Below are 14,031 nucleotides of genomic sequence, written 5' to 3' on the forward strand. Positions count from 1 at the left end.
GAAGAGTCGCTCGAGATCCTCGCCGACAACATCCCCCTGATGGATGCCATCTCACAGCTGAGTGGTTCGGCTGCCGGCTGGCTTGTGGATGAAGCGACGGAACAGAGCGGAGAGGGTGCTTCCAAGCTCACCGCAATAGCGGGAATGCTGACGGAAACAGCGACGGGGGGGGTGTTCCACATCGTCGGCGCCGGTCCTGTGGGCCTGTCAGTGGATGATGCCGAGAGCATCAGTGAGTCCAATCCCCTCCATCTGGGCAGCCTCGTCTTCCGGGTACCGGCAGGAACCCTGGATCAGAGCATCGATCTGGATCTTCGGCTGGAAGAGGTCCTGATCACGGGATCGACGCAAGATCAGATCTCGGCGACTCTCACCACCACAGAGGTCATCGATGGTGTCCTCACATTGCAGAGCCAGGCCTCAACAACAGACACGACACCACCCAGCGTCAAGCTGACCCACTCCACGCTGACCACCTCGGCAACAGCCATCGTCACCGCCGTCCTGTCTGAAGGATCAGAGGATTTTTCTGCCGCAGACCTGATCGCCACCGGGGGCGAAATCAGCGATTTCAATCGGATCAGCGCAACGGAATACACGGCCCTGTTCACACCGACCCCCCAGAGCAGCGTCAATGGCACCGTGACCATCGGTGCCGGAGCGTTCTCCGATGCCGCGGGAAATCTGAACACAGAGAACGAGCTGGTCACGATCACGGTGAACACCTCGATCCCGTGGGTCTCGCTCACAACAACCGACGACAAACTGACGGCAGGAGAGACCGCCCTGATCGGCGCCACACTTTCGGAGGTCTCCGAGGATTTCGGGGAAGACGATCTCGATGTCAGCGGCGGGGTGCTCTCCGATTTCACTCAGGTGAACGAGCTTCGCTATACCGCGTTGTTCACACCGGCAGCGGACAGCACCAGCGATGGTGTGATTTCCGTTGCCATCGGGGCCTTCACCGATCTGGAGGACAACAGCAACGCCACGGCCTCCGAGATCTCCATGGACGTGGAGACCACCGTTCCTTCGGTCGTTTTGACGGCAAGTGGACTGGGATCCGATGCGATGCTCACCGTCGGGGAAAGCGCCACGATCTCCGCGCAACTGTCGGAACGTTCGCTCACCTTCACGGAAGACGACCTGATCGTGAGCGGCGGCGAGCTCAGCGACTTCCAGGCCATCAGCACCAGCCTCTACACCGCGACGTTCACCCCCTCCGTCAACAGCACGACCACCGGGATCGTGCAGGTGAATGCGGCAACGTTCTCCGACTTTGCAGGCAATGACAATGCCGACGACACAACCCTGTCCATCCCTGTTGAAACAACGGAGCCTTTTCTGGTCTTCACCAGCTCAGACGACAACCTGAAAGCTGGCGAAACCGCAACGATCACCATCACGCTCTCGGAGGAGTCTCCGGATTTTTCCCAGGACTCTCTGCTGATCCAGGGAGGAGAACTGTCCCAACTGCAAGCCAGCAGTGCCACGTCTTACTCCGGCATCTTCACACCATCCGCTGAAAGCACCGCCGAAGGCCTTCTCTCCATCGCCATCGGGGAATTTTCAGATCTTGCCGGAAACACCAATAGCGCGGATGCCGAGATCAATCTCACGGTGGAAACCACCGTGCCGACCATCTCCTTCAGCAGCAGCGATGACATTCTGACGGCGGGAGAGAAAGCCACGATCCGAGCAACCCTCTCAGAGCCGATCGCCACCTTTTCCGCAGACGACCTCCGCGTCAGCGGAGGTCAGATTTCAGATTTCGGTAAAGCCACGTCCAGCTTCAACAAGATCAGCGATTCGGAATACAGCTTCAACACCGTCAGTGACACGGAATACACCTTCGTCATGACGCCGACGCCGGACAGCACGGATGATGCCTCGGTCTTTCTGGATGCCAACACCCTCACGGATGCTGCTGGAAATTCCAACACCGCATCAGCCGACATTGTGATGACTGTGGAAACAACCATTCCAACTGTCGCGCTGAGCAGCAGCGATCCAACTCTGACGATCGGTGAATCAACAATCTTGGCGGCGGAACTCTCGGAACCTTCCTTTGATTTCACATTGGATGACTTCAACGTCAGTGGCGGTGCACTCACGGATTTCACCGTTGTGAATGCCTCGCAATACACAGCATTGTTTACCCCTTTCTCCGATACCACAACCACAGCTAGTGCTGTGATTGAAGCCGGCAGCTTTTCGGATGCCGCCGGAAATCAGAACATCCAAGCTGAGTCGCTGATGCTCACGATTGACACGATCGCACCGGAACTCACCCTCAGCAGCTACCGCTCAACCCTCGGCATCGGTGAAAGCACACAGATCCGGTTCACGCTGTCAGAACCCTCCAGTGATTTCGGACTCGATGATGTCTCTGTAAGCGGCGGAACCCTTTCAGCACTCTCCGGTGAAGGCACAACCTTTGAGGCCACCTTCACTCCCATGGTCAATGTCACGACAACAGCAACCTTGAAGGTGCTTGAAGAGAGATTCAGCGATACCTACGGCAATGGCAATCTTGCTTCAGACACGATTGCCATCGATGTGGACACCCTGATCGAGGCACCACCCATCCCCAACCGACCCCGACCCAGACAGTTGGGGCATCCAGAGCTGGGCACGTCCGCCGCCATCAATCTGTCTGATCTCGTGACAGGGACGGCCCAGAGACAATCCGCCGAGGACATCCTCACTTACCTCGACGACACCGTCGCCGGTCTTTTTCAAGGGATCGCGCCATCTCTCGAGGAAGCCGACATTGATGGCGATGGGCAGCTCCATCCCTTCACCGATGGCATGGTCCTCTCGCTCTATGCGACATCAGCCGCTCTCGATGTTTCTGATTCTCAGCAGCTCATCTACGTCCCCGGTGCCTGGGAAGACAGTCTCGAAACGGGTGTGCCCATCGTGAAGTCGCTACTGGAGTCATCCTTCGGAACATTCCAGAACACTGCAGGCTGAACGCCACCGACGCTGGCTGGATAGGGTTGGTTGAGCTGCAGAACCGTCGTGACCACATCCGCACCTGTGATGCCTGGAAGTGATCTGAAAACCGCCTTCCAACGCTGCTACGAGAATCGTTACACCTGGGAGCCAGGCTTCCAGGGTTACCGCGGCCGCTGCCTCTGGTTGCAGGGGGATCGCCAGGTTGAAGGAACATTCGAAGTCGGAGCCGACCTGAAGGCCCAGGTGCAGGGGATCGAGGATGCTGAGGTGTTGAAAGCCGTGAATTCCCAACTCTGGGAAGTCGCCATCCATCGGGTGCGACGCAGCTTTGAGCAGACCCATGGTGAGAACACCTTCACCGCTGGCGACACCGATGCGGTGGGCACTGAGGTGATTGTGGGCGGCAAAAATGAAGGCGATCGTTATCGCATCAAGGACGACGTTGTGACGATGGTGCATCGACACATTCATGGAACGGTTGTGACGATCTTCACCACGGATGTCACAGACACGGGAGCCGGCTACCTCAGCCACACGTACACCAGTGCTTATGCCGACCCTGCCACCGGCGAGGCCCGCGGTGCGCGCAACAGGTTCACGGATACCTTCACCCAACTTCCCGACGGAGGCCCCTGGGTGCTGCAGGAGCGCGTGATCGAGAACGACAACGATCCCGATGATGGCGGCCAGACCTTCCGCTTCGAAGATCTTCAAGCGCTTTGATTGGATTGCAGCAGCTGATCAGCTGTGACACCATCTCCAAACGTTTCGGCTTTGGTGGTGATGGAATTGAACGGTGCCATTGAGGCCATCAACAGCCCGATTAATTCATTCGTCTGGGGGCCGCCAACGGTCACGCTGATCGCTCTCACCGGCATCGTGCTGATGGTGGGTCTGCAGTTCATGCCGCTGCAGCGGCTGTTCTACGGCGTCCGCATGATGCTGCGACCGGCGGCCGGTCTCAAGGAGGGCGAGATCACGCCGTTCCAGGCCCTGATGACGTCGCTGTCGGCGACCATCGGCACCGGAAACATCGCGGGTGTTGCCGGTGCCATCGCTGTGGGTGGACCCGGTGCGGTCTTCTGGATGTGGGTGATCGCCGTCTTCGGCATCGCCACGAAATACGCCGAAGCGGTTCTGGCGGTGCAGTTCCGTGAAACCGATGAGCGGGGAAATCATGTCGGCGGCCCGATGTATTACATCCGCAACGGCCTTGGTGAGCGATGGAGCTGGTTGGCCGGTCTGTTCGCCCTGTTCGGCATGCTGGCCGGATTCGGAATCGGCAACGGCGTCCAGGCCTTTGAAGTCTCTTCTGCCCTGGAAAGCGCCGGTGTTCCGAGATTGCTCACCGGCATCGTCCTGGGCGTGCTGGTCTTCGCCGTTGTTATTGGAGGCATCCGCAGGATCGCCCAGGCCGCTTCAGCCATCGTGCCGCTGATGTCTGTTCTCTACGTGGGAGCCTGCCTGGTGGTACTGGCCCTCAACGCCGGTGCGATTCCTGATGCCCTTGGCACGATCTTCACCAACGCCTTCAGCGGCGAAGCTGCCGCAGGCGGAGCCTTCGGGCAGGTGGTTCTGATGGGCTTCAAACGAGGCATCTTCTCCAATGAAGCCGGTCTGGGCAGTGCTCCGATCGCCCATGCCGCGGCCCGGACCGATGATCCCGTCCGTCAGGGAACGGTGGCCATGCTCGGCACCTTCATCGACACCCTGGTGATCTGCACCATGACAGCTCTGGTGATCATCACCACCAAGGCCTACACGGTGATGGACAGTGCCGGTGAACGGCTGAGCGGAGCGACCCTTTCGATCACGGCCTTCAACAGCGGCCTCCCCGGCAGCGGCGTCGTTGTCACCGTGGGACTGATCGTGTTCGCCTTCACCACGATCCTCGGCTGGAGCTTCTACGGAGAGCGCTGCACGAGTTATCTGTTCGGCGAAGCGGCTGTTCTGCCCTTCCGTCTGTTCTGGGTCGCTATGGTCGTGTTTGCGTCCGTGGCTGGAACCGGAGGAGCTCTCTGGGGTGTCGCCGACACCCTCAACGGTCTGATGGCTCTCCCGAATCTTGTGGCGCTGCTGCTGCTCAGCGGAACGGTGTTCCGCCTCTCCAGGTCCTACAACTTCAGGTCCTGAGGAGAGGCGGATGTCCAGAGGGTCAACCCTGACCCTCTGGCAGAGGCGTGACGTTCTGGAGCTTTTCATTCAGCTGCATCGCAAGGCTCTGTCGTCCCACCGCCAGCACCTTGAGGGTGTCCTCATGCATGCGCAGCTGGGCGTCAGCCACCTGCATGCCCCGCACCAGTTCCTTCAGATCATCAGGGAGGGTGTTGAGGTCGTATCGCTTGCCCTCGAAGGTGAGCACGGGGTTGGGATTGTTCGCTGCGGAGTCAGTCATCAGTCGCTGCCGGGAGTGATCGGATCCGGCATGCCGACTTTAAGAGCGTTCAGCCGTTCTGCAGATCACGGATGAACTGTCGTTCGCACAGATCCCGGTAACGACCACCGCGCTGCATCAGCGCATCGTGCGTGCCCCGATCGACGACCCGTCCCTGTTCCAGCACCACGATCTGGTCCGCTTCCTGCACCGTGGCGAGACGATGCGCGATCACCAGCACGGTGCGGCCGGCCATCGCCTGTTTCAAGCCAAGCTGCACCGCTGCTTCGGCTTCTGCATCCAGAGCGCTGGTGGCCTCATCCAGCAGCAGCAGGGATGGATTCCCGAGCACGGCTCTGGCAATCGCAATCCGCTGCAACTGACCGCCCGAAACATTGCTGCCGCGTTCCTCCAGCTGAGTGCCATAGCCGTGAGGCAAGGCCCGGATGAAGTCATCGGCATTGGCCAGCCTGGCGGCCTGCTCCACGTCCTCATCCGAGGCCGGCCGGCCGAAACGGATCGCCTCGGCAACGCTTCCGGAGAACACCGTCGTGCGCTGGGGAACCAGCGCAACCTGACGGCGCAGATCCCGCGCCCGCAATCGGCTGAGGTCATGACCGTCGAGGAGGATCCGCCCCTGCTGCACGGTGTTGAACCGCAGCAGAAGCGAGAACAGGGTGCTCTTGCCCGCTCCGGAGGGGCCGACAAGCGCAAGCACCTCTCCGGCCTGCACACTCAGATCAACCGATCGCAGCACAGGCTGTGCGGGGTCATACCCAAAGGACACCTGCTCCAGCTTGAGATCTCCCTGCAGGCATCCGATGGAAACGGCGTTCACCGGATCCGGGGGCTCCTGTGGTTCCTGTTCGATCTGGCGAAGACGCCGCAGTGAAGCCTGTCCCTGCTGAAATTCGTTGAAGTTGTTGGTGACATGGGCGATCGGATCGATCAGCACGACGAGGCCCGTCAGATAACTGCTCAGACCGTTGATGTCCAGATCCCCGCTCTGAATACGGGCTGCTCCCATCGCCAGAACGGCGAACAGGCCCGCGACCTCGATGCTGCCGACGACCGGATGCTGCAACGCCACCAGGCTGTAGGTGAGATGACGGGCCTGACGGTGCTGGTCGATCTCCCCTTCGAAGCGATCCTGAAGCCAGCTCTCGGCGGCGAAGGCCCGAACCAGCGGCAGACCTTCGATCGCCTCCCCCAGCAGACCCGCCAGCTCGCTCACCTTTTTCTGGCTGCGTTCTGTGGCCACCATCACCCGGGCCCCGAAGAGGCTGATCAGCCACACGATCACCGGTGCCAGCAGCAGGATCGCTGTGGTGAGCTTCCAGTCGAGCCAGAGCATGACGCCGAGAACAGCCAGAAGCTGCAACAGGCTGGGAAGGGTGTCGTGAATGGTCTTGTAGAGAACCTCACTGACCCGATCGGCATCCTCCGTGAGCCGATAGGTGAGATCACCCGCCGACAGTTTCTCCAACGCTCCGAGCTCCACCGTCTGCAACCGGCGGAACAGATCACTGCGCAGTCGCTGACTCACCTGAAGGGCAGGACCGGCCAGCAGGGAATCCTGACCGAACTGGGCCAGCTTCTGCACCGCGAAGATGACCAGCGCCAGTCCGATCAACCCCAGAACCCTGTTGAGATCGCCTGAGCCAAGCGCTGGGAACAACTGACCGGCCAGACGGATCAGCAGCGGGAAACTTCCCACGTAGATGAGCATGCACAGCACACCCCAGCTGAGCTGTCGCAGGTGGGGACGCAGCAGCGGCAGCAGCCGGCGGAATCCGGCCTGGGAGGGGGTGAACATCCGGGCACAGTATCAATGTTGTGACACACGCCCGTGGGCGATGAAGCTCGATCAGTACCTGAAGTGGAAGGGCTGGGTCTCCACCGGTGGAGAGGCGAAACAGCGCATCCAGAACGGCGAGGTCAGCGTCAACGGCACGGTGGAGACCCGCCGTGGACGCCAGCTGGCGGAGGGGGACCGGGTCAGCCTGGCCGGAGAGGACGGTGTCGTCGGGGAGGCCACAACGATCGCGCCGTAAGTTGGCCCGCAGTTCTGCAGAGGATCTGGGCGTGCGCAGACGGGTGATCGCCGGCAACTGGAAGATGCACATGACCTGTGCCCAGGCCAGGGACTACATGGGTGTGTTCCTGCCGCTGATCGAAGCGACACCGGACGACCGCCATGTGGTGCTGGCTCCTCCCTTCACAGCCATCTCAACGATGGCAGGCCTCGCCGACGGCAGTCGGGTGCAGCTGGCCAGTCAGAATGTGCACTGGCAGGCCGAGGGTGCCTTCACAGCTGAGATCTCCGCCGAGATGCTGCTGGAGCACAAGGTGCACTACACGATCGTTGGCCACAGCGAGCCGCGCAAGTATTTCAGTGAGAGTGATGAGCAGATCAACCACAGGGCCCGGTGCGCCCAGGCCAACGGACTGATCCCGATCGTCTGTGTCGGCGAGAGCGATCAGCAGCGGGAACGCGGGGAAGCTGAACGGGTGATCCGTCGCCAGATCGAACAGGGACTCGAGGGCCTGGACGCCAACAGGCTGGTGGTGGCCTATGAACCGATCTGGGCGATCGGCACCGGCAAGACCTGTGAGGCATCGGAAGCGAACCGCATCTGCGGGCTGATCCGCAGCTGGGTGGGTGCCATGGATCTGGTCATCCAGTACGGCGGTTCGGTGAAACCGGCCAACATCGATGAGCTGATGGCGATGAGTGACATCGACGGGGTGCTGGTCGGAGGTGCCTCGCTCAAGCCGGATGGATTCGCCCGCATTGCCAACTACCAGACGCCCTGACCGTCGCCCCTGGCCTGAGGGCTGGCGGAGGCGCACCACGCTGATGGGGGTGATCAACATCACCCCCGACTCCTTCAGCGACGGCGGTCGCTTTCTGCAGGTCGACCAGGCCGTGTCCCAGGCGGCCATTCAGCTGCGCCAGGGGGCCGACGTGCTCGACCTCGGTGCCCAGAGCACCCGTCCGGGAGCCAGCGAGGTGGGTGCTGATGAGGAACTGCGTCGTCTGCTGCCCCCGCTCCGTCGCATCCGCGAACGCTTCCCGGATGCCCTGATCTCCGTGGACACCTTTCTCGCACCGGTGGCGGAGGCAGCCCTGGAGGCAGGCGCCGACTGGGTGAATGACATCAGTGCAGGCCGTCGCGATCCCGCAATGCTTCCGTTGATCGCCGAAGCCGGCTGCCCGGTGGTGCTGATGCACAGCCGGGGGAACAGCCGCACGATGGACAGCCTCACGGACTACGACGATGTGATCCAGGAGGTTCGCGAGGGACTGGAGGAGCGGACCAAAACAGCCCTCAAGGCCGGGATCCGCATGGATCAGATCATCTGGGATCCCGGCCTCGGATTTGCCAAAACTGCCGAGCAGAACCTGCAGCTGCTGAAGGGCCTGGAACAGCTCAGCCGCGGAAGCATCCCACTGCTGGTGGGCCCATCCCGCAAGCGGTTCATCGGAACGGTGCTCGATGAACCGAAACCGAAGGCCCGCATCTGGGGAACAGCCGCGGTGGCCTGCCGCTGCAGCCAGGCCGGTGTCGCCGTGCTGCGCGTGCACGATGTTGGACCCATGCACCAGACCCTGCGCATGGCGGCCACACTCTGGTCCTGGCCTGAACCGCGTGACTGATCCGTCGCCCAGCATCTTTGTTCAGATCGCGGCTTACAGAGATCCGGATCTGCCGGCGACACTGCACAACCTCATCGAACGGGCCGCCCAACCCGAGCGGCTGCGCTTCGGGATCTGCCTTCAGCTCGCGGACAGCGATCCTGCAGCCTGGAACGCCACAGCCTTCCCGCAGGATTGCAGCCTGGCGCTGATTCCGTTCAGGGCGGAAGACAGCCGGGGGGCCTGCTGGGCGCGGCATCAGGCCCAGCAGCTCTACGGGGGAGAGGACTTTCTGCTGCAGATCGACAGCCACATGCGGGCTGTGCAGAACTGGGATGACGACCTGGTGAAGACATGGGAGGCCTGCCTGGATCCGAAGGCGGTGCTGAGCGTGTATCCGAACGGCTTCCAGCTGCCGTGCAGCCTCCAGCTCAACACCCTGCCCGTGATGGCGGCACACCGGTTTGATGACTTCGGCATCCTCAAGTTCCAGGGCATCAGCCGCTATCAACTGCCGGAGCAACAGCCGGCGGCACCTCTGGCCAATGCCTTCATGGCCGGCGGCTTCCTGTTCGGTCCAGGCTGCATCGTGCCGGAGGTGCCTTACGACCCCAGCCTGTACTTCTACGGCGAAGAGGTGTCCATGTCGGCACGGCTCTGGACCCATGGCTTCAACCTGTACAGCCCTCACCGGCTGCTGCTCTTTCACCTCTACAAATCCAGCAGCAACGGAAACGACGCATCAGCGACGCACTGGTCTGACCACAGCGACTGGTTTCTGCTGAACCGGCGCTCCCTGGTGCGGGTGCATACCTTGCTCGGAACGCTTGAGACCGTTCCACAGGATCGCCTGAGACCGACTCCTGACGACGTCAACGATCTTGATCGCTACGGGCTTGGAGACAAGAGAAGCCTGGACGACTATCAACGCTGGGCCGGCGTGGATTTCGCCGGCCGGACCATCAGCGAGCGCGCATCAGAGGGTCGCTTCAGTCGGTGACAACGCCCTCGATCCTGTCCTCCACTTCCTGGTAAAGCTCCTGGAGCTGCTCGATGTTCTCGTCTGAAGTCTCCCAGTAGCCACGACCGTTCACCTCCAGAAGCGTTCCCACGATCCGGCGGAAGCTGTTGGGATTGAGCTCCATCAGACGCTTGCGCATCTCGGGATCGTTGATGAAGGTCTCGTTGGCCTCCTCGTAGACGAAGTTGTCAACAGCACCGCTGGTGGCACTCCAGCCGAGGGTGAAATTGAGACGCTTGGCCACCTCGCGCACCCCCTCATAGCCGGAATCGAGCATGCCCTCGTACCACTTCGGATTGAGCAGTTTGGTGCGGGAGTCGAGGCGGATCGTTTCGCTCAGGGAGCGCACCTGAGCATTGGCTGTCGTGGTGTCGGCGATGTAACTGGTGGGCTCCTTGCCGTCGTCTCGCAGCCCCTTGATCAGCTTGGTGGGATCGGAATCGAAGTAATGGCTCACGTCGGTGAGCGAAATCTCCGCTGAATCCAGGTTCTGGAACGTGACATCGGCGGTCTTCATCACACTCTCGAACACCTGCCGCTTCTGATTCATCTCGCCGGGGTTGTCGGCATTGAAGGCGAAGGTCTTGCGGGAGAGGTACATCTCCTGCAGTTCGCCCTCCTCTTCCCAGGTGCTGTTCTCAACCGCCAGATTCACGTTGGAGCTGTAGCTGCCGCTGGCATTCGAGAACACGCGGCAAGCGGCATCACGCAGGCTGGTGCCCTCTTTCTCAGCCTGCTCGAGTGCGTGCTTGCGAACGAAGTTCTGCTCCAGCGGTTCATCGGCCTCAGCCGCCATTTTCACGGCCTGGTCGATCAACGCCATCTGGTTGATGAACAGATCGCGGAACACGCCGGAGCAGTTCACGACAACGTCGATCCGAGGGCGGCCGAGCTGTTCGAGGGGGATCAGCTCAAGCTTGTTGACGCGACCGACGGAATCGGGCATCGGTTTGACACCGACGAACCAGAGGATCTGAGCCAGCGACTCGCCGTAGGTCTTGATGTTGTCGGTTCCCCAGAGCACGCAGGCGATGGTCTCGGGCCAGGCGCCCTGCTCCTCACGCTGGCGTTCGATCAGTTTGTCCACCACGCCCTTGGCTGCAGCCACGGCGGCACGGGTGGGAATGGCCTGCGGATCCAGGGCATGAATGTTCTTGCCGCTGGGCAGCACGCCTGGATTGCGGATCGGATCTCCACCCGGTCCGGGCAGCACATATTCGCCATCGAGTGCCTTGAGCAGGCTCTGCATCTCCATGTCGGCACAGATCTGGTCGAGGCAGAAACGCAGGTAGCCGAACAGTTTGTCGAGCTCCGTGGCATCGACCTGGACGAAGCCGGCTCCGCAGCAGGCTCGCAGCCAGGGGGAGGGCAGCTGGAAGCCGAACCTGGCGAGCAGGTCGTAGAACCAGCCGAAGCTGTTGCGCAGACTCACACGACCGTCACGGCCGGTGAGGGATCGCACCATCGCTCCAACGGCGGCGCGGGACGTCTCGGTGATCGTGCGGTTGAGTTCAACATCGGCGAGCACGCCTTCGTCATTCCCCCTGTAGACCTCTTCAATGCTCCGGCCCATCGCCTCGGCAAGCAGACCGGGCAGAGAGCGCAGGCCATCTTCCTCGCGTTCCAGGGCAGCGATGTTCACCAGCGTGGCGATCGCTTCCTCCGCCGTCGGCGGCTTGCCGATGGTGTGCAGACCACAGGGCAGCAGGCGACTCTCGATCTCCATGAGCTGGCGGTACACCGCACCGACGAGGGCATCACGTCCATCGAGATCCATGGACGCCGCATCGTCCTCAGGGAATTCGACGTCCTTATCGAGATTGCACTGACGGGCTGTCTCCACGATCGTGTTGACGATCTGGATGCCGCGCCCGCCCTCGCGAAGCTGCTGATAGGAGCCGACGAGCTCACCCAGTTCCTTCAGACCTTTGTAGAGCCCTGCGTTTTCAGCCGGGGGCGTCAGGTAGCTGATGGTGGAGGCATAGCCCCGGCGCTTGGCGATCGTGGCCTCCGATGGGTTGTTGGCCGCGTAGTAGTAAAGGTTCGGCAGAGCGCCGATCAACGAATCCGGGTAGCAGGTTTCGCTCATGCCCATCTGCTTGCCGGGCATGAACTCCAGCGAACCGTGCGTGCCGAAATGGAGCACCGCATCGGCGCCCCAGATCTTCTCGAGATAGGTGTAGTAGGCCGCAAAGCCATGATGAGGACTGGCACTGCGGGAATACAGCAGACGCATCGGATCACCCTCGTAACCGAAGGTGGGCTGCACGCCGACGAACACGTTGCCGAAGTGGCGGCCGAACACCAGCAGGTTCTGCCCGTCGCTGTTGAGATTGCCCGGAGGCTTGCCCCAGTTCTCCTCCAATCGCTCCGAATACGGGGTGAGACGCTCGTATTCCTCGACGCTCATCCGATGGGCGATGGACAGCTCCGGAGCTCCCTGCATCGCCTCGGGGTCGTTGATCACCGCCTCCAGCAATGCCTTGGGTGTGGCCGGCAGATCCTGCACGTCGTACCCCTTGGCCTTCATCTCCTGCATCACACGGTGGATGGAACCGAAGACGTCGAGGTAAGCCGCCGTCCCGACATTGCCCTTGTCGGGGGGGAAACTGAAGACCGTGATCGCCAGCTTCTTGTCGGTGCGGGGCTTGATCCGCAGGGATGACCAGCGGATGGCGCGCTCGGCGATGGCATCGACGCGGTCCTGCAGGGTGTGCGCCTTGCCGGTGGCGTCATCACGACCGGAGAGCACGATCGGCTCGATGGCACCGTCCAGCTCCGGTATGGCGATCTGAAGAGCCACCTGCACGGGATGCAGACCCAGGTCGCTGTCCTCCCATTCCTTGGTGGTCTGGAAGACAAGTGGCAACGCCACCATGTAGGGGCGATTGAGCTTTTTCAGTGATTCGATCGCCTTGGGGTGGTCCTGACGGGCGGGACCACCCACCAGAGCGAAGCCGGTCAGGGAGACGATTCCGTCCACCAGTGGCTGCTCGGGGTTGAGCGGGTCATAGAAGAAGGCGTTCACCGGCTTGGAGAAATCCAGGCCCCCGCAGAAGATCGGAATCACACGGGCACCGCGGAACTCCAGCTCCTGAATGGTGGCCACGTAGTGGGCGTCATCGCCGGTGACGATGTGACTGCGCTGCAGCACCAGGCCGATCACCGGGCCCTTGCGTGCTTTGTCGCTGAGATCCGTGCGGCTGGAGGTCCAGTTGAGGTACTCCTTGAGGTCCTCGAACATCGAGGGGGCCAGAGGGTGCCAGATGCCCAGATCAGGGAAGACTTCAGGCTCGGCCACCTCCATCGCAGGCCGCCCCTCACCCTCAGCGGCAGGGAAGACGTACTTGTCCGCCAGCATCAGCAGGAAGTTACGCAGGTTGTCCGGCGTTCCTCCCAGCCAGTACTGGAAGCTGAGCATGAAGCTGCGGGCGTCCTGAGCCTTCTCGACAGGCAGGTATTTGAGAACGGTGGGAAGCGTGTTCAGCAGTTTGAGCATGGCGTCCTGAAAGCCGGCGCCACCCGCTTCCTTCCGCTTTTTCATGAAACCGGCGATGGCGCTCTTGCTCTGACCCAGCTGGGCCATCGAGAAGCTGCCGAGCTTGTTGAGGCGCATCACCTCCGGCATCGACGGGAAAACCACAGCCGCCTTCAGACGATCCCGATGAGGGGCGACGGCCTCCACCACTTTCTGGGCCAGATCCTCGATGAAGATCAGCGAGGCGATGAAGACATCGGCCTCAGCCACATCGGCGCAGAAACCGGCGTAATTGTCCTCGTCGCGCAGCTCCTCGATCAGATAGCCGCTCAGTTCGATCCCGAGGTCGCCCCCCGAGTCGTTCAGCGCCGTGGCGGCCTGGGTGAGCGCATTTTGATACTGAGGCTCCAGCACCACATACACCGCCTTCATCACGGACTTGTGGTTCTGACCCTCCACAGGAGCAACGCGACGATCGGCGGAGCGGACCTGCGTGAACATCTGCGCACTTTGAGCAATGTGAAGAACCCTACGTTCAGGCACGGTCCGTTGCGACG

Annotated in this window: 10 protein-coding genes; 7 read left to right on the forward strand and 3 right to left on the reverse strand. The window is 61.5% G+C overall.

Features of this window, described 5'->3' with window-relative positions; all coding sequences use genetic code 11:
- Positions 1-39 precede the first annotated feature (39 nt).
- The 3 genes from KR49_RS03765 to KR49_RS03775 all read left to right on the forward strand — a co-directional run bounded on the left by KR49_RS03765 (position 40) and on the right by KR49_RS03775 (position 5,094).
- Positions 40-2,976, forward strand: a complete 2,937-nt coding sequence (locus KR49_RS03765) for an Ig-like domain-containing protein (RefSeq protein ID WP_156957089.1) — start codon at positions 40-42, stop codon at positions 2,974-2,976.
- Between the two features lie 69 nt (positions 2,977-3,045).
- Positions 3,046-3,684, forward strand: a complete 639-nt coding sequence (locus KR49_RS03770; protein WP_043696691.1) for a DUF3386 domain-containing protein — start codon at positions 3,046-3,048, stop codon at positions 3,682-3,684.
- Between the two features lie 60 nt (positions 3,685-3,744).
- Positions 3,745-5,094 carry a sodium:alanine symporter family protein gene (locus KR49_RS03775; RefSeq protein WP_043696694.1) on the forward strand — a complete coding sequence of 450 codons (1,350 nt, stop codon included), beginning with the start codon at positions 3,745-3,747 and terminating at the stop codon, positions 5,092-5,094.
- A gap of 22 nt (positions 5,095-5,116) precedes the next feature.
- Here KR49_RS03775 and KR49_RS03780 read toward each other — a convergent pair whose 3' ends face one another.
- Together KR49_RS03780 and KR49_RS03785 are read right to left on the reverse strand one after the other, a co-directional pair.
- A complete protein-coding gene (locus KR49_RS03780) occupies positions 5,117-5,356 on the reverse strand; it encodes a DUF6447 family protein (RefSeq protein ID WP_043691783.1) in 240 nt (79 codons plus the stop codon).
- A gap of 49 nt (positions 5,357-5,405) precedes the next feature.
- Positions 5,406-7,151: an ABC transporter ATP-binding protein gene (locus tag KR49_RS03785; protein WP_043691785.1), complete on the reverse strand. Its 1,746-nt coding sequence runs from the start codon at positions 7,149-7,151 to the stop codon at positions 5,406-5,408.
- Between the two features lie 40 nt (positions 7,152-7,191).
- Here KR49_RS03785 and KR49_RS03790 point away from each other — a divergent pair, with 40 nt between their 5' ends.
- From KR49_RS03790 to KR49_RS03805, 4 genes are read left to right on the forward strand one after another with little or no spacing between them, the layout of a single operon-like run.
- Entirely contained in the window at positions 7,192-7,389 is a 198-nt protein-coding gene (locus KR49_RS03790) for an RNA-binding S4 domain-containing protein (protein WP_043691788.1), read from the forward strand.
- Positions 7,390-7,420: 31 nt separating this feature from the next.
- Positions 7,421-8,152 carry a triose-phosphate isomerase gene (tpiA, locus tag KR49_RS03795; RefSeq protein WP_043696700.1) on the forward strand — a complete coding sequence of 244 codons (732 nt, stop codon included), beginning with the start codon at positions 7,421-7,423 and terminating at the stop codon, positions 8,150-8,152.
- Complete coding sequence (gene folP / locus KR49_RS03800) at positions 8,115-8,996, forward strand: dihydropteroate synthase (RefSeq protein WP_156957241.1); 882 nt, start codon at positions 8,115-8,117, stop codon at positions 8,994-8,996. Before tpiA ends, folP begins: the two co-directional genes overlap by 38 nt.
- Positions 8,989-9,975, forward strand: coding sequence for a GlcNAc-transferase family protein (locus KR49_RS03805; protein ID WP_043691794.1), 987 nt, complete (start codon positions 8,989-8,991; stop codon positions 9,973-9,975). Before folP ends, KR49_RS03805 begins: the two co-directional genes overlap by 8 nt.
- Here KR49_RS03805 and KR49_RS03810 read toward each other — a convergent pair.
- Entirely contained in the window at positions 9,965-13,975 is a 4,011-nt protein-coding gene (locus KR49_RS03810; RefSeq protein WP_043691797.1) for a magnesium chelatase subunit H, read from the reverse strand. The two genes, KR49_RS03805 and KR49_RS03810, sit on opposite strands and share 11 nt — an antisense overlap.
- Positions 13,976-14,031: the final 56 nt, after the last annotated feature.

This window comes from Synechococcus sp. KORDI-49 (genome assembly GCF_000737575.1).
Lineage (GTDB): Bacteria > Cyanobacteriota > Cyanobacteriia > PCC-6307 > Cyanobiaceae > Parasynechococcus.

Bases quoted from the DNA above. Each gene is read 5' to 3' on its own strand.
- KR49_RS03765 (WP_156957089.1), top strand. From the start codon at position 40: ATGGATGCCATCTCACAGCTGAGTGGTTCGGCTGCCGGCTGGCTTGTG.
- KR49_RS03770 (WP_043696691.1), top strand. From the start codon at position 3,046: ATGCCTGGAAGTGATCTGAAAACCGCCTTCCAACGCTGCTACGAGAAT.
- KR49_RS03775 (WP_043696694.1), top strand. From the start codon at position 3,745: ATGGAATTGAACGGTGCCATTGAGGCCATCAACAGCCCGATTAATTCA.
- KR49_RS03780 (WP_043691783.1), bottom strand. From the start codon at position 5,356: ATGACTGACTCCGCAGCGAACAATCCCAACCCCGTGCTCACCTTCGAG.
- KR49_RS03785 (WP_043691785.1), bottom strand. From the start codon at position 7,151: ATGTTCACCCCCTCCCAGGCCGGATTCCGCCGGCTGCTGCCGCTGCTG.
- KR49_RS03790 (WP_043691788.1), top strand. From the start codon at position 7,192: ATGAAGCTCGATCAGTACCTGAAGTGGAAGGGCTGGGTCTCCACCGGT.
- folP (WP_156957241.1), top strand. From the start codon at position 8,115: ATGGATTCGCCCGCATTGCCAACTACCAGACGCCCTGACCGTCGCCCC.
- KR49_RS03810 (WP_043691797.1), bottom strand. From the start codon at position 13,975: ATGTTCACGCAGGTCCGCTCCGCCGATCGTCGCGTTGCTCCTGTGGAG.